Genomic DNA, 20018 nt, shown 5'->3' with positions numbered 1-20018 from the left:
AGCTGAATACTTTGTCAATGCCTCGCGGTGAACCACTCGCTATTTCTGTCCGTCCGGCAAGACGGAGTGTCGGAATTGAAGGAGTCTGCACATTATGTCGTCCCGCATGGTGGACAACCGCACCCGCGCTGCTGCCGTCGTCCTGGACGGCAGCACACTCCTGGTGGCTGACGTCGTACGCCTCGCGGACGGCGCCGTACGGCCCGTACCCGATCCTGAGGCGCTGAAGCTCGCCGAGGTGTCCTGGCACGCGGCCCGGCACCTCGCCCTGAGCGGCCGGGTCTATGGCCGCAGCACCGGGGTCGGCGCCAACCGGCACGAGCACGTTCCGGCCGAGTCCGCCGCAGACCACGGCCTGCGGCTGCTGCGGAGCCACGCCGGAGCCATCGGAGAGCCGCTCCCCGCCCGCCAAGTGAGGGCCATGCTGGCCATCCGCGCCAACCAGCTCCTCGCGGGCGGCGCCGGGCTGCGGCCCACCGTGGTCACCGCGCTGGCCGAAGCCCTGGAGTCCGGTGCCCATCCGGTCGTCCACGAGTACGGAGCCGTGGGCACCGGCGACATCGCCGCCCTCGCCGAGGCCGGTCTCGCCCTGGCGGGGGAGCACCCGTGGTCCGGCGGCCCCGCCCCCGCCCCGATCGCCCTGGACAACAATGACGCCCTGGCGCTGATCAGCAGCAACGCCCTCACCCTCGGCCAGTCCGCCCTCGCCCTCGACGAGCTGCGGCGACTGCTGGCGGCAGCGCAGGCGGTCGCCGCGCTCTCCCTGCTGGCGGTCGACGGCTCCTACGAGGCGTACGCGGTCCCCGTGCACGCCGCTCGCCCGCACCCCGGCTCGCTCGCCTCCGCGGCCCGTATGCGGCGCCTGCTGGGGGCGCCGGAGCGGCCGACACCGCCGCTCGGCCGTATCCAGGACCCCTACGGCTTCCGCTGTCTCCCGCAGATACACGGCCCGGCCGCGGACGCAGCCGACGCACTGGAGCGTGTGCTCACGGTGGAGATCAACGCCGCTTCGGAGAACCCGCTGATCTGCCCCGAGGACTGGAGCGCCTACCACAACGGCAACTTCTACCTCGCCCAGGTCGCCCTGGCTCTCGACCACTTCCGGCTGGCGGTCGTGCAGGCCGCCCGGCTGTCAACCGCCCGGCTCTCGGCCCTGTCCGAACCCAACTACACCCGGCTGCGGCCCTTCCTTGCGGACGGGGAGCCGGCGAGCTCCGGCGTGATGATCCTGGAATACGCCGCAGGCGCCGCACTCGGGGAGCTGCGGGCGGTCTCCGCACCCGCCTCCCTCGGGCACGCGGTGCTCTCCCGGGGTGTGGAGGAACAGGCCAGCTTCGCGTCGCTCGCGGCCCGGCAGAGCCTGCGGGCGGTCGAACCCTTCCGGCTCGTGCTGGGCTGCGAACTGGTCGCGGCTGTACGGGCGCTGCGCCAGCGCGAGCTGCGACCCGACCCGGAACTCCCGGTGGGCCGCGCCTTCGAGATGGCCGCGGAAGTTCTCGACCCGGACGTGCGGGACCGCCCGCTGACGGATGATGTGACCACGGCGGCCGGGTTGCTCGACCGGTTCACCGAGCTGTGAGCGCTGCGTCGGAACGCCGCTGACGCAGACGTGATTTCACCCCTTCTTCCCCCGTAGGGCAGGAACTCCTTCATGCCAGAGATCGCGAACCGTTGCTCCCGCCTCGTCGCCTGAAACCCCTTCCCCCCATCCGGCGGAGCCGGAGTGCGTGGCCTCCATCCGCAGAGCGATGCACCCCGCCGACTGATCGAGCTCAGTCGAGGTAGCCGCGGAGCTGGTCGGCGAAGGCGTGGTCGCGAAGCTTGCTCAGCGTCTTGGACTCGATCTGCCGTATGCGTTCGCGCGTCACACCGAAGATCCGGCCGATCTCCTCCAGGGTGCGGGGCCGGCCGTCGGCGAGGCCGTAGCGGAGCTGGACGACCTTGCGCTCACGCTCGTTCAGCGTGGAGAGGACGGCTTCGAGGTGTTCGCGCAGCAGCAGGAAGGCCGCTGACTCGACCGGGGAGGTGGCGTCGCCGTCCTCGATGAGGTCGCCGAGGGCGACGTCCTCCTCCTCGCCGACGGGCGCGTGCAGCGAGACCGGCTCCTGTGCGAGGCGCAGCACTTCGCTGACCCGCTCCTCGGGGAGGCCGAGATGCCCGGCGACCTCTCGGGGTGTCGGCTCGTAGCCGCGCTCCTGGAGCATGCGGCGCTGGACGCGGATGACCCGGTTGATCAGCTCGACGACATGGACGGGGACGCGGATCGTACGGGCCTGGTCGGCGAGGGCGCGGGACATGGCCTGACGGATCCACCAGGTCGCGTAGGTGGAGAACTTGTAGCCGCGGGCGTAGTCGAACTTCTCGACGGCGCGGATCAGTCCGAGGTTGCCCTCCTGTACGAGGTCGAGCATCGTCAGGCCGCGGCCCACGTAGCGCTTGGCTACGGAGACGACGAGGCGGAGGTTGGCCTCGATGAGGCGGCGCTTGGCCAGCCGGCCGAGGACCACCAACCGGTCCAGGTCGACGGCGAGTTCGGAGTCGAGGTCGGGGGTGTTGCCGAGCTTCTCCTCGGCGAACAGGCCTGCTTCGACACGGCGGGCGAGCTCGACCTCCTCGGCGGCGGAGAGCAGGGGGATGCGGCCGATCTCGCGGAGGTACTGGCGGAACAGGTCGGAGGACGGCCCGCTGGTGTCGAGCCGTGGGGGTGGCGCGTCGGCTTCGGTGTCGGCTCTGGCCTCGGTGCCGGTGTCGGTGTCGGTTTCCGCGTGGGTTTCGGCTTCGGCGGGCTCGGGGGTTTCGGACACGCCGGAGGCGCTCGCGGCGATCTCCTCCATCAGGAGCGCGACGGCGGGCAGTTCGGGAGTCTGAGGCGGCTGCGTCAGGGCCTCGGGATGGTGCGAGGCGATGGCCTGCGGGGGCACGGTCGTGGTCGGGCCGGTCAGGGTCTGGCTCTGCACGGGGGCGACCTCCAGGGTGATCGCTGCCGGATTCTGGGCGGCATGCGGCACCGGAACGGTTGCGGCCGCGCCGCCGTCCGTCCCGTACGCCATAAGCGGTTCCGCGGGGGCCTCCGGCACCGTCCGGCCGGATCCGCCGCACTCGGAGGACTCAGGCACCTGGAACAGTGTGGGGTACGACACAGTCTCGCCACGAGGGGCGTGCGCGTACTTTCTGAGTCCGGATCGTAACTCGGTGCGACGGCCCTCGCCGGGCCGGCCAAAGGCGGCGGATGTTGTCTACCCGCCTGCCCGCTGGGAAATCCCGGCGCGGAGCGCCGGTCAGAGGGCGGCGGCGCCGCGGTCCCGTAGGGACTGGCCGTATTGCTGGAGGACCCACAGGTCGTTCTGGACGGCCTGGAGATGGGCCGGGTCGGCATGCGTCCCCAGCCGCTGCAGCGTCCCACGGATGTCGCTGATGCGCTGGTTCACCGCGGCAAGCCGGACGGCCACCAACTGCACGCCCGCATAGATCTCGTCGGGTTCGCGCCGTGTGTGCGGCGGCTCGACCGCCAGCTCGGTGATCAGGGCGCGCACCGAGTCGTCCGGCGCCGCGTCGCGGACCCGCGCGAGATAGCCGCCGTCCGCGGTGGCCACTCCCCCGGCGGCCTCGATGGCCTGGCGTACGACCGCGTACGGCGGGGCGGTGAACTCGTCCGCGCCGAACGCGTCGAAGGCCGGAGAGACCAACTCCGGGTATTGCAGGGCGAGTTTGAGCAGCTCCCGCTCGACCCGATGGGCGGGGCTGCGCAAGTTCAGCGCCGGGCCGCGCGGGCCCGGGGCCGCGCCGGCGGGCTGTCGCCGGTCCGCGGATGCGCCGGCGCCCCGCCCGGGCTGCGCCGCGGCGGCGTCCGTACGGCCGCGCTCGAGACCGCCCGGACCGCTGCTCTGCCGGCTGCGCGCGAGCGCCCGCACCCGTCGGACGATCGACTGCTCCTCCGCCTGCGTGGCGATGCCCACCATTCCCACGAGCCGGATGGCGTACCGGTCGCGCAGGCCCGGGTTCTTGATCGAGGCGACGATGGGCACCGCTTCGTCCACGGCACCTACGCGGCCCTCCTCGGTCTCCAGGTTGTACCGGGAGATGACCGACCGCAGAGCGAACGCGAAGAGCGGGGTGCGGTTCTCGACCAGTGCCTGGACGGCTTCGTCGCCCTCGGCCAGCCGCAGTTCACAGGGGTCCATGCCGCCGGGCGTGATGGCGATGGAGGTTTCCGCGGCGAACTTCTGGTCGTCCTCGAACGCACGCAGTGCGGCCTTCCGCCCGGCGGCATCGCCGTCGAAGGTGAAGATGACCTCAGCGCCCGCATTGTCCATCAGCAGCCGCCGCAGGATCTTGATGTGGTCGCCGCCGAAGGCGGTGCCACAGGTGGCGATGGCGGTGGTGACCCCGGCGAGGTGACAGGCCATCACGTCCGTGTAGCCCTCCACCACCACGGCGCGGCTGGTCTTGGCGATGTCCTTCTTGGCCAGGTCGATGCCGTACAGGACGTGCGACTTCTTGTAGATCGGGGTCTCGGGGGTGTTCAGGTACTTCGGACCGTTGTCGTCGTCGCGGAGCTTACGGGCGCCGAAGCCGACGACCTCGCCGGTGATGTCGCGGATGGGCCACATCAGCCGGCCGCGGAATCGGTCGATGGGACCGCGGCGGCCGTCCTGGGCCAGGCCGGAGAGAATCAGTTCCTTGTCGCTGAAGCCGCGGCCGCGCAGAAAGCGGACGAGGTGGTCCCAGCCGGCCGGGGCGTAGCCGACGCCGAAGTGCTGCGCGGCGGCCTGGTCGAACCCGCGGCTCGCCAGGAACGCCCGGCCGATCTCGGCCTCGGCGCTCTCCAGCTGCTCGATGTAGAACTGCGCGGCGATCTTGTGGGCTTCGACGAGCCGGATGCGCTCGCCCTGCTGCCGGGCCGGGTGGTAACCGCCCTCCTCGTAGCGGAGCGTGATCCCGGCCCGAGCGGCGAGCCGTTCCACGGCCTCGGAGAAGGAGAGGTGGTCGACCTTCATCACGAAGTCGAGGGTGTCCCCGCCTTCCTGACAGCCGAAGCAGTAGAAAAGCCCCTTGCTTGGACTCACCTGAAAAGATGGGGACTTCTCATCATGAAAGGGACAAAGCCCTTTGAGATTGCCGCCGCCGGCGTTACGCAGCTGGAGGTACTCGGACACCACGACGTCGATCGGGACCGCGTCCCGTACCGCCTTCACATCGTCGTCGTTGATCCTGCCTGCCACGCGTGAATTCTACGGTGGCGGTAGGACATCCCCGGCAGCGCCGGCAGTACGGGCACGCCTGCCGCGGCCCTGATGCCCATCAGTCGTCGAGCATCTTGAGGAAGCGGTGGTGGCGTCCGGCCGGTTCCAGGTCGAAGGCATCCCCGACCGGCCTGAAGCCCTGACGCTGGTAGAAGCCGGCGGCGGCGGCGCGGCCGTTGCACCAGACGTACGGGGCGCCGCGCTTGCGCAGTTCCTCGATGCCCGCCTGAAGGACCGTGAAGCCGAAGCCGAGACCGCGCACCCGCGGGGCGCTGGCCAGGCCCCGGAAGCGGAAGCCGGGCAGCCCGGCTTCTTCGCGTCCTTCGAGCGGGTCCGGGAAGAAGGTGACACAGGCGGCGACGGCTCCCGGGCCGTCGTAGGCGGCGATGTGGAAGGCGTCCGGGTCCGAGTCCTCGGGGAAGACCGCGGTCTCGCGCGGCAGGCCCGGGCGCAGCACCTCCCAGCGCAGCTCGAAGATCTCCGAGACGGGCACGACTGCGGTGGGGATCGCCATGGGCCGAGGATAGTACCGAGCACCCAGGGCCCCAGGGGCCCTGGGTGAGGGGCGAAAGCCCGGCGCAGGTGACCGCGCCGCAGGCGCGGGCCTACGGCAGCAGGTCCGGCGGGCGGCTACGGCAGCAGGTCCGGCAGGGGGATGCCCGGGTCGGCGAGGGCGTTCGGGTCCAGCCAGGTGCCCGAGCGGATGAGCTGCTGGATGACATCCGTGACATCCCAGACATTGACGTTCATGCCGGCCAGCACCCGCCCGCCGCTCAGCCAGAAGGCGATGAACTCGTGCTTGCTGACGTCCCCCCGGCACACCACCTGGTCGTAACTGCCCGGAGGCGCGTAGCCCGAGTACTCCATCCCCAGGTCGTACTGGTCGGTGAAGAAGTAGGGCACGCGGTCGTACGAGACCTCCTGGCCGAGCATGGCGCGGGCCGCGGCCGGGCCGCCGTTCAGCGCGTTGGCCCAGTGCTCGACGCGCAGCCTGGTCTCCAGGAGCGGGTGCTGGGCAGCGGCCACGTCCCCGGCGGCGAAGATGTCGGGATCGGAGGTGCGCAGCGAGGCGTCGACGGCGATGCCTCCGCCGAGTTCCCGGTCGACGAGCTCCAAGCCGGCCGACTCGGCGAGCGCGACGCGCGGAGCGGCGCCGATCGAGGCGAGCACGCCATGGCAGGGGTGCTCCTCGCCGTCGTCGGTGCGGGCGGCGAGCACCATGCCGTCCTGGCCGGTGATATCGGTGAGCCGGGCGCCGAAGTGGAAGCGGACCCCATGCTGCCGGTGCAGCTCGGCGAAGACGGCGCCCATTTCGGGGCCGAGTACGGAGTGGAGCGGGGTCGGTTCGGGTTCGACGACGGTGACCTCGGCGCCGTACCCGCGGGCCGCGGCCGCGACCTCGAGGCCGATCCAGCCCGCGCCGGCGATGAGGAGGTGACCGTTGTCGCGGCCGAGGGTGGCGAGGACGCCGCGCAGCCGGTCGGCGTGGGCGAGGCGGCGCAGATGGTGGACGCCCGCGAGGCCGGTTCCGGGGATGTCGAGGCGTCGGGGTTCGGCACCGGTGGCCAGGAGCAGCTTGTCGTAGTGGATTCGCGTGCCGTCGCCGAGGGTGACGGCCTTGGCGGCGCGGTCGAGGTGTACGGCCGGCAGGCCGAGGTGGAGTTCGATCTCGGCCCGGGTGTACCAGGCGGGCTCGTGGACGAAGACGCTGTCGCGGTCGTCGTTGCCGATCAGGTAGCCCTTGGACAGCGGTGGGCGTTCGTACGGGTGGTCGCGCTCGTCGCCGATGAGAATGACGCGTCCGGTGAAGCCTTCCGAACGCAGGGTTTCCGCGGCCTTGGCCCCTGCAAGTCCTCCTCCGACGATGACGAACGTCTCGTGTGCGTCGACCACTGGTGCCTCCTCGCTCCCGGCATGAGCCTGACTTCATGGTCCCCCGCGCGGCTCGCCTCAGGCGAGCCTCCCGCACGCGGGCGTCAAGCGGGAAGAGGGAGTACGGCCTGGCACCCGTTCCACGTCAGCGGCCCGAAGTGAGGCGGGCGTGCAGGCCCCGGGCCGACGCGTCGGTCAGTGCCGCGATCTGGTCGACGACCACCCGCCGCCTGGCCCGGTCGTCCCCGGCCGCCGCGTACAGCGCTCTGAACTGCGGGTCCAGGCCGTCCGGGGCGCGGGCGCTGAGCAGCTCGGCGAGCTCGGCGAGGACCATCCGCTGGTCGGCGCGGACCCGCTCCTGCTCGGCGCGCTGTATGACGTACAGGTCGGCGACCGCTTTGAGAACGGCGCATTCCAAACGGGTGGCGCGCGGTACAACCAGCTCAGCGGTGTAGCGGGTCAGGCGGCCGGAGCCGTACGCCTCGCGGGTCGCGCCCTCGGCGGCGAGGCAGAAGCGGCCGATGAGCTGGCTGGTGGCGTCCTTCAACCGGGCCTGGGCGACGGCCGAACCGTCGTAGCCGTGCGGCCACCACTCCTGGTCGAGAAGGCGGTCCAGCGCCTCGGCGAGCTCATCGGGCTCGGCGCCCGGCGGGGCGTAGCGGCCGATGGCGACCGCGAAGATCTCCTGGCGCTCGGGTTCGGCGAGCAGCAGATTGGGGTCGAGGTGCCCGGCGTGCAGGCCGTCCTCGACGTCGTGAACCGAGTACGCCACATCGTCGGACCAGTCCATGACCTGGGCCTCGAAGCAGCGGCGGTTCGCCGGCGCGCCCTGCCGGAACCAGGTGAAGACGGGGATGTCGTCCTCGTACACCCCGAACTTCGGGGAGTCGGGGTCGGTCGGGTGCTCACCGCGCGGCCAGGGGTACTTGGTGGCGGCGTCCAGGGCCGCGCGGGTGAGGTTGAGGCCGACGCTGACGAGCTCGTCGTCGCCGTCGATCGGGCCCTGCCCGACGAACGAGCCCTGCCGTACGAACCGCTTGGGCTCCAGGCGGGACAGCAGCCGCAGCGACTGGGCGTTGCCCTCGAAGCCGCCGCAGTCCTTGGCGAAGTCGTTGAGGACCTGCTCGCCGTTGTGGCCGAAGGGCGGGTGGCCGAGGTCGTGGGCGAGGCAGGCGGCCTCGACGAGGTCGGGGTCGCAGCCGAGGGCCGCGCCGAGCTCGCGGCCGACCTGGGCGCATTCGAGGGAGTGCGTCAGCCGGGTGCGCGGGCTGGCGTCCCAGGCCGCGGAGGTCCTTGCGGTGGCGAGCTCGTTCGGCGCGGTCCCGGGGGTGACCACCTGGGTCTTGCCGGCGAGGCGGCGCAGCGCGGCGGAGTGCAGGACGCGTGCCCGGTCGCGCTGGAAGGCGGTGCGGCCGGGGCGCTTGTCGGGCTCCGCGGCCCAGCGTTCGGTGTCGGCCTCGGAGTAGGGGCCGTACTGCTCCTGCCAGCTGCCCCGCGCGGTGGTGGTGTCCGCCCGGTCGTCGCCTGCCATTCCAGCCATTCCTGCCATACAGGGACCGTAACGGGCCGGGGCGGCCGGTGCGGGATTCGTCCCCTCAAGCTGCGGGATTCGCACCTGAAGCAGTCGCCGGCCGGCGCTCCGCCGGTTTGGTGACGGGGGCGGCCAGGGCCTGGTCGTAGCGGTGCAGAACGAGCCGGGCGAGGGCGGGGTGGGCGCCCAGGGGTGCGGTCGCGATGCCGGGGGACGCGGCCGCGCTCTGGGTGGCGAAGCGGCCGGGCGCGGTGAAGTAGGAGGCCACGGCGATGGTGCGGCGGCCGCGTTCGCGGAGCGCGGTGACGGCCTCGGGGACGGTGGGGGTGGCGGCGGAGGCGTAGGCGGGGAGTACGGGGACGCCACCGAGCCGGGCGCTGAGCAGCGCGGCCGTCCGGGTGGTGTCGGCGGCCGAGTCGGGGTCACGGGAGCCGGCGGCGGCCAGCACGATCCCGCTGCGGCGCGCCCCGCCCGCCCGGGCGGTGGCCGCGTGCCAGCCCGTCTCGACGAGCCGGTCGTGGAGCGCGTCGGTAAGCAGGGGGTGCGGGCCGAGCGGGGCGGCGATCCGGCCGCGCAGCCGGGGGGCCGCGGCGAGGGCCTGGGGAAGATCCTGCTTGACGTGGTAGCCGCGGCTGAGGAGGAGGGGGACGAGTACGACGTCACCGTGCAGGTCGGCGAGGGCGTCGGTGAGCAGCGGCGCGTTGAGCTCGATGTGCCCGAGCCGGACCGGCAGGTCGGGGCGCAGGGCCCGGACGCGGTCCAGGAGGGCGGTGACGGTGCCCAGCGCCCGGGGGTCGCGGCTGCCATGGGCGACGGCGACAAGCGTCGGGGGGCGGCGGGGCGCGGTCCCCGGGCGCCTCAGGCTGCGGGCGCCCGCCAGCTGGAGCTGGCTTCTGAGCTGCGCGGTTATCTGTGTCATGAGCTGCGCCGTGCTGTCGAGGGGGACGGATCCCGGAGGTGGTGGGTCAGGTGTCGACGCCGTCATGAACAGATGATGGCGAGCGGGGGTTGCAGGGTGATTGCGGCGGAATGACAGCTGGTTTCGGACGCCTCACCGCGGGCGGCGGGCGCTTGGGATCCGCGAACCGACAGGGGCCTGTCGATCGTCGATCGACGTGGGTCGAGAATGATCAGCGACAGGGGAGGGCGCATGGGTGGGCTTCGGGAGCGGTTGCCGCTGCGGGCACGGGGGCGGCTGCCGCGGACGCCGGCGGGCAGGCGGCGGGCCGTACGCGTCGCGGTGCTGGGCTGCGTACTGGCGCTGCTGCCGGCGACGTGGATGAACGCGACGGCGTCGCCGCGGGTGCGGGACCTCCCTCAAGTGCCGCCCGCTCCGGTGGCCGTCGTCTTCGGCGCCGGTCTGTGGGACGGCGACCCGTCGCCGTACCTCGCGCACCGGCTGGACGCGGCCGCCGAGCTGTACCGGGCCGGCACGATCCGCGCGGTCCTGGTCACCGGGGACAACAGCCGCACCGACTACGACGAGCCGGATGCGATGCGAGCGTATCTGACCGCCCGCGGCGTGCCAGACCGTCGGATCGTCAGCGACTACGCCGGCTTCGACACCTGGGACTCCTGCGCGCGGGCCAAGCGGATCTTCGGGGTGGACCGGGCAGTGCTGATCAGCCAGGACTTCCACATCCGGCGGGCGCTGGCGCTCTGCGGGGCGGCGGGGATCGACGCGTACGGGGTGGGGGTGGGCGAACCGCGAGATGTGACGTGGTTCTACGGGGGTGTACGGGAGCTGGCCGCCGCGGGCAAGGCGGCGCTGGATGCGGTGGTACGGCCCGATCCGCACTTTCTCGGGCCGAGGGAGCCGGGCATCGCCAAGGCGCTGAGCCCTCACGGGCGGTGATCGTCGGCCGCCCCGTGGCCGGGGCGGCGCTTTCCCGCCCACCCCTGGGCCTGTCACCGGGTCCTGCGCCGGGGCCTTTTCACCCAGTCGCCCGCTCGGGACCGGCCGCCGCGCCGGCGCAGAGCCGCTGCCGGGCGGCCCGACGCTGCCGCGCCCCAATCCAGGCGCTTCGCGCCGGATTTCTCCGCCCACCCGACCCGAATAGTGCACTGGTGCTCCGCGAAACCGCGGGAAGCCCGCAGGCTGCCCGAGGGCGGCCCCGCGCCGGCGGCGCCTGGCCTGGTGGTCCGGCGGGAGACCCGGCCGGGGAGGGCGCACCTCACGGGGGCGCGGGGAGCCCGCTGAGGTCGGCGTGCGGCAGGCGTAACCGCGGAAGCGGACCGGCGTAACACGGCCGTCGCATTCTGGGCACCATGAACGCCGCGACCCCGACCGCCTTCACCGCCGTCCCGACCACCGCCGCCACCGGCGACCCGTCCGGCGGCCGGGGCGGCGCGGCCGCAGTCGACACCCACTGCCCCTACTGCGCCCTGCAGTGCGGCATGACGCTGCGCCCCACCCCCACCTCCAGCGTCGAGGTCCTGGAGCGCACCGCCTTTCCCGTCAACCGGGGCGCGCTGTGCGGCAAAGGCCGCACAGCGCCCGCCGTGCTCTCCTCCCGGGTGCGCCTGACCGAGCCCCTGGTGCGGTGCCCTGACTCCGGGCGGCTCGAACCGGCCACCTGGGAGGAGGCCCTGGAGCGGATCGCCGTCGGCCTGGTCCGTACGCGAGCCGCGTACGGCCCGGACGCCGTCGGCGTCTTCGGCGGCGGCGGCCTCACCAACGAAAAGGCATATCTGCTCGGCAAGTTCGCCCGCCTTGTCCTGCGCACCTCGCAGATCGACTACAACGGCCGCTTCTGTATGTCCTCCGCCGCCGCCGCCCACCAGCGCGCCTTCGGCCTGGACCGCGGTCTGCCCTTCCCCCTGGAGGACATCCCCCGCACCGGCTGCGTCATCCTCGTCGGCTCCAACCTCGCCGAGACGATGCCGCCCGCTCTGCGCTACCTCTCCGAGCTGAAGGAGAACGGCGGCAAGCTGATCGTCGTCGACCCGCGCCGCACCCGCACCGCCGAGCAGGCCGACCTCCACCTCGCGCCCCGCCCCGGCACGGACCTCGCCCTCGCCCTCGGCATGCTGCACCTGGTGGTCGCGGAGGGCCGGGTGGACGAGGGGTTCATCGCGGACCGTACGAGCGGCTGGCCGGAGGCGCGGGCAGCGGCCATGGCGCACTGGCCGGAGCTGGTCGAACGCATCACCGGCGTTCCGCTTCCCCTCCTCCGGGAAGCCGTCGCCCTGTTCTGCGACGCACCGAACTCGATGGCGCTCACCGCCCGCGGCCCCGAGCAGCAGGCGAAGGGCACGGACACGGTCGGCGCCTGGATCAACCTGTGCCTGGCGACCGGGCGGGCCGGGCGGCCGCTGTCCGGTTACGGCTGTCTCACCGGCCAGGGCAACGGTCAGGGCGGGCGCGAGCACGGCCAGAAGGCCGACCAGCTCCCCGGCTACCGCAAGCTCGCCGACCCGGCGGCCCGCGCCCATGTCGCTTCCGTGTGGGGCGTGGACCCGGACGACCTTCCGGCGCCCGGCCGCAGCGCGTACGAACTCCTCGACGCGCTCGGCCGGGATGTGAAGTCGCTGCTGCTGATGGGCTCCAACCCGGTGGTGTCCGCCCCGCGCGCCGCCCACATCGAGGAGCGGCTGCGCTCACTGGACTTCCTCGCGGTCGCCGACGTGGTGCTCTCGGAGACCGCCCAACTCGCCGATGTGGTGCTGCCGGTGACCCAGTGGGCGGAGGAGACCGGCACCACCACCAACCTCGAAGGCCGGGTCATCCTGCGCCGCAAGGCCGTCGACCCACCGCCCGGTGTGCGTACGGACCTGGAGGTGCTGAACGGTCTCGCGGCCCGCCTGGGCTGGGAGAAGGGGTTCCCCGCCGACCCGGAGGAGGTCTTCGAGGAGCTGCGCCGCGCCTCGGCCGGCGGCCCGGCCGACTACTCCGGCATCACCTACCGCCGGATCGCCGAGGAGGACGGCGTCTTCTGGCCGTGCCCGGACGCTCCCGCTGTGGGGTTGGCAGCGGCTGAGACGGCCGTGGCACTGGTCCCGCCCGCCCGCCCCGAAGAAGCGCCGGGTGGGCGGGAAAAGGCCCCGGCGGTACCCGAGCCGGCTCCGGACAACCCGGCGGACCACGAGGCAGCCGCGGCAGTCCCGGCGGGCCCGGCGCCTGATGAGACGCCTCTCGGCCCGTGGCCCGACGACCCGGCGGGCGACTACGGCCCGCCGGACCACGCAGCGGACCCGGCCGATGACCACCGCGCCGAGCCCTCAGCGGCAGACAACCGCACCGGACGCCACCCCGGCACGCCCCGCCTCTTCCTCGACCGGTTCGCCACCGACGACGGCCGCGCCCGGTTCGTACCGGTCTCGCACCGCCCGGCCGCCGAGGAGCCGGACACCGACTACCCCGTGCTGCTGACGACGGGCCGGGTGGTCTCCCAGTACCAGTCGGGCGCGCAGACCCGCCGTGTCGACGAGCTCAACGCGGCCGCGCCGGGCCCGTTCGTCGAGCTGCACCCGCTGCTCGCCGACCGCATGGGTGTGGCCGAGGGCGACCCGGTGGCGGTGGTCTCCCGCCGCGGGCGCGCCGTCGCCCCGGCCCGGGTCACCCGTGACATCCGGCCGGACACGGTCTTCATGCCGTTCCACTGGCCGGGCGAGGGCCGCGCCAACACCCTCACCAATCCGGCGCTGGACCCGACCTCCCGGATGCCAGAGTTCAAGGTGTGCGCGGTTCGCGTGGAGGCGGCAGCAGGAGGTACGGCGCGCGCTCAGTGATGCCAGGCCTCCCCGCCGGTGCTGTGGATCACCCGCTGCAGCACCGTGAGGGTGGTGAGGTACTCCTCGTACTCCATCGTCCTGTCCTCCCCTTGGCCGTCCGACGAGGACGAACGCAGAAGCTCAACCAGAGGCGAGGTCAAGCGAAGGGTGTCAGGCGCCGTAGGCGTCGACTTCCTTCACATACGCCGCACGCGCGGCCTCGTCCAGGAAGGACGCCTGGAAGGAGTTCCGCGCCAGCGTGCGCAGCGTCTCCTCGTCCAGGCCGAGCGCTTCCCGTACGGCGGTGAAGTTGTCCTCCACATACCCGCCGAAGTAGGCGGGGTCGTCGGAGTTGACGGTCACCAGCAGCCCGGCGTCGATCATCGCGGGCAGCGGATGGTCCTCCAGCCGGTCGTACACACGCAGCCGGACGTTCGACAGCGGGCACACCGTCAGCGGCACGTGTTCCGCCGCCAGTCGCGCCACCAGCGCCTCGTCCTCCATGGCGCGCACCCCGTGGTCGATCCGGTCCACGCCGAGCACATCGAGCGCTTCCCACACATACGAGGGCGGCCCCTCCTCCCCCGCGTGCGCGACGCACTTCAGCCCGGCCTCGCGGGCGCGCGCGTAGACCTCACGGAACTTCGACGGCGGGTTGCCGACCTCCGCCGAGTCCAGGCCGACGGCCGCGATCCGGTCCAGATACGGGCGAGCGCTCTCGAAGGTCTCCAGCGCGGACTCGGCGCTCAGGTTCCGCAGGAAGCACATGATCAGGCGGGTGGTGATGCCGTACGTCTCGGGTGCCACATCCAGGGCCCGCGTCAGGCCGCCGATCACGGTGCCGATGGGCACCCCACGGGCGGTGTGCGCCTGCGGGTCGAAGAAGATCTCGGCGTGCCGTACGCCCTGCGCCCGCGCCCGCTCAAGGTAGGCGTGCGTGAGGTCGGCGAAGTCGTCCTCCGTACGCAGTACGGCCATCAGCGCGTAGTAGAGGTCCAGGAAGGACTGCAGATCGGTGAAGGAGTACGCGGCACGCAGCTCGTCCTCGCAGGCGTACGGCAGCTTGACGCCGTTGCGTGCGGCAAGCGCGAAGGCGAGCTCGGGCTCGAGGGTGCCCTCGATGTGAAGGTGCAACTCGGCCTTGGGCATCGGGCGATCCTCGCCGTAGCGCCGGCTGCGCCAGTCGCCGCTGGGGATCAGAGTGCCGGAGGCGCGGAGCCGGCGCGCGACCGGTTCCGCGGCCAGGTACACCCAGGCGCGGTCGGTGCGGCCGTCGGCGAGCCGGACTTCGCGCGCGACCCGCTCGTAGAGGTTGTGGGGGTTGCCCGGGGAGTAGTCCTCCAACTGGTCGAGCTCCGCCAGCAGTCGGTCGTAGTGCTCGGCCGCCGGTACCACGAGCTCCCCGTGAATCTCCCCTTCCGGGTCGGCGACGGCATACGGCCAGCCGGGCCCCTCGTACAGCACCGCGCCCCGCAGGCGCGCGGGCTCCTCGGCCGCCGTCCGTCCGCCGAGGAAGCGGTCGTGGTTGGCCTCGCCGGGACGCAGCGTTCCGTAGACGAAGACGGGACGTCGCTGGTGCTCCGCGGTCACGCGAACTCCTTTCCTCAGGGGCGTCCGAGCAGGTCCTATCACGCCGGGCCGCGGCCCCACGAGCGGGCCGTTCTTGCAGAGCGGCGGCCCGTCCGCGGCGCTCAGCCCGTACGAGTGCCCGCCTCCCGGACTTCTCCGCGCCTGCGTACGCGCGCGGCGAGCAGGCTGCCGAGGAAGCCCGCGACCAGCCCCCACAGCAAGCCCAGCCCCGCCATCCCCAGCAGGTTGGGCCGCAGCGCCACCTGCCCGCCGAGCGCTCCCAGGTCTCCGACGCCCAGCAGCGACAGGCCGTAGTGGGCGAAGATCCGGGTGAGCTGCCCGATGACGAACAGGGTGATCATCAGGGCGAGCCCAAGGCCCACCGCGGTGTGCCAGTGTCGCGTGCCCGCCGGGGAACACCTGGCCGCCGCGAAGCCCGCCGCGAGCACCGCGACGGCGGCGATGACCACCAGCCACCACATCCGTGCGTCGTACTCGGCGAGGGTGCCCACGGTCACGGTCCGGTCCCCGCCTTCGGGCGTACGGAGCACCCGGTCGAGCACATGCGGCATCGGCAGCCCGATGGGCGTGTCCACATGCCCTTTCCAGGAAGCCCCGAGGCCCAGACCGAGCGCCATCCACGCCAGGTTCGGCAGGGCCAGCAGCAGTACGGCGAAGGTCTCCGCGGGGTGTCCGTGGGTGAACGCGACGATCACGCCGACGACCAGCCCCACGGCCACGTACGCCAGAAGCAGCAGCACCATGGCCAACGCGTGCGGCCGGACAGCCTGCTGAACTCCTCGCAGCCCCGAGGGCAGCACGGCCTTGCGGGAGACGACCACGGCAAGGGCGAGCACCACCACCAGCCACAGCAGTCCGAATCCGAGCGTCGCCGGGACACTGGCGTGGAAGCCGATGGTGGGGGTCGCCCCCAGGGCCCGGGCGATCTCCTCGGCGAGCTTGTTGTCCAGCGGGATGAGGAAGGTGTGGCGGGCGGCGAGCGCGAGGAGGAGGAGCCCCAGCAGCCACAGTGCGGCCGTGCGGACGACCCTGGCGAGGGTCTCGCCGCCGGAGGTCACGGCGCGCAGGCGCAGCAGCAGAAGAAAGACGGCGGCGACGACCAGGGCCCCGGCGAGGGACACCGAGAGCGGTACGCCGTCGAGCCCCGCCTGTGTCTCCGCGATGATGCCCGCCTGGCCCGACATGTCCACGGAGCCGCCGACCGCGATCACCACCACGGCGGCTACCAGGCGGGGGAATGCGTCCCCCGGCAGGTCGGGGGCGCCTGCGGCCCACAGACCGAGCGAGGCGACGACCAGCATCGCGAGCATCCCGGCGACGACCGTGGCCAGGGCATCCAGCCAGCCGTACGCCTCCGCCTTCATGTAACCCGCCGGAGCGGGACGTCGCGTCTGGCTCACGCTGTCTGCCTCCTGCCGCTCGAGGGTGGTTGAGGGCGCCACACAGCACGGGGCGGTAACTGATGGTTCGCCCGCTTCATCCCACCGTAAGCAGCATGGCGTCGCGCCGCTTGCCGGGAGTACGGGGTTCGGAGGCCTGGCGTTCGGAACGCGGGTGACCTTTCCGGCAGGGCGCTCCCACCCGAGGCGCAGGCCGCGGGAGCCGGCTGGTGCCGCGTCAGCCAGGGTTTGCCCGGTAGCGAGGTGACCTGGTGCGGTCAGCTGCAAGGCGCCGGATCGGCCTCGTAGTGGGCCTACCCGGTCGATCGGGCAACGCAGCAGATGGCCGTGCCAGGGCGGCGAGCGGGGCAAACCCTGGCTGACGCGGCACTAGCTCAGCACTAGCTCTCGGTGGTCTCGCCCGCGACCCACGTCAGGTAGTCGGCGCTGCCCCGCACCACCGGTGTCGCGATGATCTCCGGGGTCTCGTAGTCGTGCGCTCCCTTGATGTACGACTCCAGCGCCGCGTACCGGTCCGCGCTCGTCTTGAACAGCACCTGCCACTCCTGCGCCGTCTCGACCGCCCCCTTCCACCGGTAGACGGACGTGATCGGCGCGCCGATCTGCGCGCAGGCCGCCACGCGCGCGTCCACGGCGCCCCGCGCCAGCGCGTCTGCCTTCTCGGCGCTGTCCGTTGTGGTCAGTACGGTCAGGAACTCGGCCACGGCTGCTCCTCTGCCTCGTCGGAAGGGACGTCGAGTCGGCTCCCCCACGCCCCGGCGAGCGGCGAGCATACGGGGGGAGCACCCGTATGTCCGCACCCCTGAGCCGCGTGTACCGCGGGGTGAGGGTTTCTGAATGCGGGGTTGCCAACCCTTGACAGCCATCCCCGGCGCATTCCAGGATCTCCGGCGTGAACCTGTCTGACAGCCAGACAAGCTCTGGCGGCGCACCCAAGCGGATCAGCGCCATGGAAGCGGTGCTGACCCATCTGCGCGGTGCCATCGAGCGGGGCGAGTACGCGATCGGCGAGAAGCTGCCCTCCGAGGCGGAGCTCTGCCGTCGCCTGGAGGTGAGCAGGCCCGTCCTCCGCGAGGCCCTGCGCGCCCTGCAGACGATGGGCCTGACGGTCTCCCGCACCGGAAAGGGCACCTTCGTCGTCTCCAGCGGTCCGGTGGAGGACCCGACCTTCGGCGACTACGCGGCCAGCGACCTGCTCGAGGTACGCCGCCACGTGGAGATCCCGGTGGCCGGGTACGCGGCCCTGCGCCGTACTCCCGAGGACCTCGACCACCTCTCCCATCTGCTGGACCGGATGGAGCAGGAGACCGACACCACCGCCTGGGTGGCGATGGACACCCTCTTCCATCTCGCCGTTGCCCAGGCGGCGCAGAACCCTGTCTTCCGCAGGGTCATCGAGGAGATCCGGGACGCCCTGGCCCGTCAGTCCGCATTCCTCAACGAACTCGGTGGACGGCGCGAGCAGTCCAACCGCGAACACCGGGCGATCGTCGAAGCGCTCATCGACTGCTCCGAGCACGACGCCGTGGAAGCCATGAAGCACCACCTCGAACGGGTCGAGATGACTCTCGACTCGATCGTGCGCCCCCACCGCACCGACCCCCTTACGGAAGGCGGAAACCAGGCGTGAGCGAGCAAACCCTCCAGCACGCGGAACGGCAGCAGCGAGCCGCCGAACATGTCGATGCCGGCGACGCCGGATACAGCAAGTCCCTGAAGTCCCGGCACGTCAACATGATCGCCATCGGCGGCGCCATCGGCACCGGGCTGTTCCTCGGCGCGGGAGGCCGGCTCGCCGGCGCCGGGCCGTCCCTCGCCCTGGCGTACGCGGTCTGCGGCGCCTTCGCCTTCCTCGTGGTGCGGGCCCTGGGTGAACTCGTCCTGCACCGCCCCTCCTCCGGGGCGTTCGTCTCCTACGCCCGTGAATTCCTCGGCGAGAAGGGTGCGTTCGTCGCCGGCTGGATGTACTTCCTGAACTGGGCGACCACCGGAATCGCCGACATCACGGCGGTGGCGACCTACACCCACTACTGGGGCATGTTCACCGACATCCCGCAGTGGGTGATCGCCCTGATCGCGCTCGCGGTCGTGCTGACCGTGAATCTGATCTCCGTGAAGATCTTCGGCGAGCTCGAGTTCTGGTTCGCGATCATCAAGGTCGCGGCGCTGGTCTGCTTCATGGCGATCGGCATCTTCCTGCTGGTCACCCGGCACCCCGTCGACGGCCACGCCCCTGGGCCGCCCCTGATCACCGACAACGGCGGCATCTTCCCCAACGGGATGCTCCCTATGCTGCTGGTCATCCAGGGTGTCGTCTTCGCGTACGCCTCGGTCGAGCTGGTCGGTGTCACGGCGGGCGAGACCAGCGAGCCGGAGAAGATCATGCCCAAGGCGATCAACTCCATCATGTGGCGCGTGGCCCTGTTCTACGTGGGCTCGGTGGTGCTGCTGGCGATGCTGCTGCCCTGGAACGCGTACTCGGCCGGGGAGAGCCCCTTCGTGACCGTACTGTCCAACATCGGGGTGCCCGCGGCGGGCGGCGTGATGAACCTGGTCGTCCTCACCGCCGCGATGTCCAGCCTCAACTCCGGGCTCTACTCCACCGGACGCATCCTGCGCTCCATGGCGATGTCCGGATCGGCGCCCAAGTTCACCGGTGTCATGAGCCGGAGCCACGTCCCGTACGGGGGCATCCTGCTCACCTCGTCCATCTGTGTGCTGGGCGTGGGCCTCAACTACGTGGTGCCGAGCCAGGCGTTCGAGATCGTGCTGAACTTCGCCGCGATCGGCATCCTGAGCACCTGGTCCATGATCATGATCTGTCATCTGCTGTTCTGGCGGAAGGCCCGCGCGGGCCAGGCCGTACGCCCCGGGTACCGGCTCCCCGGCTCGCCCTGGACCCAGATCGCCACGCTGGCCTTCCTGGTTTCCGTGCTGGGCCTGATGTGGGCCGACGGCGGACCCGGGCGGATCACCGTCATGTCCCTCCCCGCGGTCGCGGCGGCGCTGGTCGTCGGCTGGTTCCTGGTACGCCGCCGGGTCGGCGCCGTACGGGCCGCCGCGGAGGCGGAGCGCACCGAGGACGAGCGCTGGGTATGAGCAGCACCGTCGTGCAGGGCGGCTCCACCGGACGTATTCCGGGGGAGCCGCCCGCGATCCGGGTACCGGTCCATGTCCCGCTCGCCCATGTGGTGCGCGGAGGCGTCATCGGAGTCGTATCCCTGCACGGGCTCACCCGGGCCGTCGCCCAACTGGCAGCGGCCGCGCCGGGCACGGCTGAAGCCCGGGTAGCGCAGGCCATGCGCGAACACCCGGAGATGGCCTCCGGCACCGGGCGGGACGTCGCCCGGCTGATGCGCGCGGTGCCGGGCCTGCTCGCCAAGGACGGTTTCGAAGGCGTGCAGGTCGCGGCGCTGCCGGACGGGCGGGCCGTGGGCGTGAAGATCGCCGATGGGGCCGACCGGGCCCGGATGCCGGTCACCGCGGCGGCCCTCGCCCGCTGTGGGGTCGACGCGGCGGTCCTCGCCGAGTTCGCCCGTACCCCCGTCATCGGCGGTGACACGACCGTCGGCAGCTTGCAGGCCGCCGGCCCGCTCGCGCTCGACGCGGCCCCGGCGTGACGCGCTTTCTGCCCTCTGTCCGACGGGACCAGCCCGCACCACACCTCAC

Annotated in this window: 15 protein-coding genes and 2 pseudogenes; 6 read left to right on the top strand and 11 right to left on the bottom strand. The window is 72.1% G+C overall.

Translation table 11 applies throughout. From position 1 onward, the window contains the following. Positions 1 to 94 precede the first annotated feature (94 nt). Positions 95 to 1579 (top strand): aromatic amino acid ammonia-lyase, encoded by a 1485-nt coding sequence (locus ACY34J_RS12290; RefSeq protein ID WP_462728394.1) that lies wholly within the window; start codon positions 95 to 97, stop codon positions 1577 to 1579. A gap of 193 nt (positions 1580 to 1772) precedes the next feature. Here the strand turns inward: ACY34J_RS12290 and ACY34J_RS12285 are convergent, their stop codons facing one another. The 6 genes from ACY34J_RS12285 to ACY34J_RS12260 form a co-directional block, all read right to left on the bottom strand. Beyond that, a complete protein-coding gene (locus ACY34J_RS12285) occupies positions 1773 to 3116 on the bottom strand; it encodes an RNA polymerase sigma factor (protein WP_462728393.1) in 1344 nt (447 codons plus the stop codon). A gap of 162 nt (positions 3117 to 3278) precedes the next feature. Further along, complete coding sequence (gene dnaG, locus ACY34J_RS12280; RefSeq protein ID WP_462728392.1) at positions 3279 to 5222, bottom strand: DNA primase; 1944 nt, start codon at positions 5220 to 5222, stop codon at positions 3279 to 3281. 79 nt (positions 5223 to 5301) lie between these two features. After that, the gene (locus ACY34J_RS12275; RefSeq protein WP_462728391.1) at positions 5302 to 5757 is read right to left on the bottom strand and encodes a GNAT family N-acetyltransferase; all 456 of its coding nucleotides are present in this window, start codon (positions 5755 to 5757) and stop codon (positions 5302 to 5304) included. A gap of 116 nt (positions 5758 to 5873) precedes the next feature. Beyond that, positions 5874 to 7136, bottom strand: coding sequence for an NAD(P)/FAD-dependent oxidoreductase (locus ACY34J_RS12270; RefSeq protein ID WP_462728390.1), 1263 nt, complete (start codon positions 7134 to 7136; stop codon positions 5874 to 5876). A gap of 124 nt (positions 7137 to 7260) precedes the next feature. Further along, positions 7261 to 8655 (bottom strand): deoxyguanosinetriphosphate triphosphohydrolase, encoded by a 1395-nt coding sequence (locus ACY34J_RS12265; RefSeq protein WP_462761956.1) that lies wholly within the window; start codon positions 8653 to 8655, stop codon positions 7261 to 7263. Positions 8656 to 8710: 55 nt separating this feature from the next. Continuing rightward, on the bottom strand, positions 8711 to 9631 hold the full coding sequence (locus ACY34J_RS12260; RefSeq protein ID WP_462728388.1) for a sirohydrochlorin chelatase: 921 nt from the start codon (positions 9629 to 9631) through the stop codon (positions 8711 to 8713). Between the two features lie 165 nt (positions 9632 to 9796). Here ACY34J_RS12260 and ACY34J_RS12255 point away from each other — a divergent pair, with 165 nt between their 5' ends. Both ACY34J_RS12255 and ACY34J_RS12250 read left to right on the top strand, forming a co-directional pair. Next, on the top strand, positions 9797 to 10501 hold the full coding sequence (locus ACY34J_RS12255; protein WP_462728387.1) for a SanA/YdcF family protein: 705 nt from the start codon (positions 9797 to 9799) through the stop codon (positions 10499 to 10501). A 542-nt stretch (positions 10502 to 11043) separates the two neighbouring features. Continuing rightward, positions 11044 to 13377 (top strand): molybdopterin oxidoreductase family protein, encoded by a 2334-nt coding sequence (locus ACY34J_RS12250; RefSeq protein ID WP_462728426.1) that lies wholly within the window; start codon positions 11044 to 11046, stop codon positions 13375 to 13377. On the opposite strand, the gene ACY34J_RS12245 is transcribed toward ACY34J_RS12250, so the two are convergent. The 5 genes and pseudogenes from ACY34J_RS12245 to cutA form a co-directional block, all read right to left on the bottom strand. Then, positions 13371 to 13520: a hypothetical protein gene (locus tag ACY34J_RS12245; protein ID WP_462728386.1), complete on the bottom strand. Its 150-nt coding sequence runs from the start codon at positions 13518 to 13520 to the stop codon at positions 13371 to 13373. The genes ACY34J_RS12250 and ACY34J_RS12245 overlap by 7 nt on opposite strands. A gap of 10 nt (positions 13521 to 13530) precedes the next feature. Then, positions 13531 to 14508, bottom strand: coding sequence for an adenosine deaminase (locus ACY34J_RS12240; protein ID WP_462728425.1), 978 nt, complete (start codon positions 14506 to 14508; stop codon positions 13531 to 13533). A gap of 39 nt (positions 14509 to 14547) precedes the next feature. Beyond that, positions 14548 to 14949: pseudogene (locus ACY34J_RS12235) on the bottom strand (gamma-glutamylcyclotransferase family protein); the annotation flags it as partial. Between the two features lie 101 nt (positions 14950 to 15050). Continuing rightward, entirely contained in the window at positions 15051 to 16349 is a 1299-nt protein-coding gene (locus ACY34J_RS12230) for a streptophobe family protein (RefSeq protein ID WP_462728385.1), read from the bottom strand. 380 nt (positions 16350 to 16729) lie between these two features. Then, a complete protein-coding gene (gene cutA, locus ACY34J_RS12225; RefSeq protein WP_462728384.1) occupies positions 16730 to 17053 on the bottom strand; it encodes a divalent-cation tolerance protein CutA in 324 nt (107 codons plus the stop codon). Between the two features lie 188 nt (positions 17054 to 17241). Here cutA and ACY34J_RS12220 point away from each other — a divergent pair, with 188 nt between their 5' ends. The 3 genes and pseudogenes from ACY34J_RS12220 to ACY34J_RS12210 all read left to right on the top strand — a co-directional run. Continuing rightward, on the top strand, positions 17242 to 17979 hold the full coding sequence (locus ACY34J_RS12220; RefSeq protein WP_462728383.1) for a FadR/GntR family transcriptional regulator: 738 nt from the start codon (positions 17242 to 17244) through the stop codon (positions 17977 to 17979). Then, positions 17976 to 19448, top strand: coding sequence for an amino acid permease (locus ACY34J_RS12215; protein WP_462728382.1), 1473 nt, complete (start codon positions 17976 to 17978; stop codon positions 19446 to 19448). The genes ACY34J_RS12220 and ACY34J_RS12215 overlap by 4 nt, the downstream gene beginning before the upstream one ends. A 98-nt stretch (positions 19449 to 19546) precedes the next feature. After that, a pseudogene (locus tag ACY34J_RS12210) lies at positions 19547 to 19969 on the top strand (asparaginase); the annotation flags it as partial. Positions 19970 to 20018: the final 49 nt, after the last annotated feature.

It is taken from the genome of Streptomyces sp. HSS9-12 (assembly GCF_054963655.1).
The sequence above is the reverse complement of the archived record's forward strand: the minus strand, read 5'-3'. Positions and strand labels throughout refer to the sequence as shown.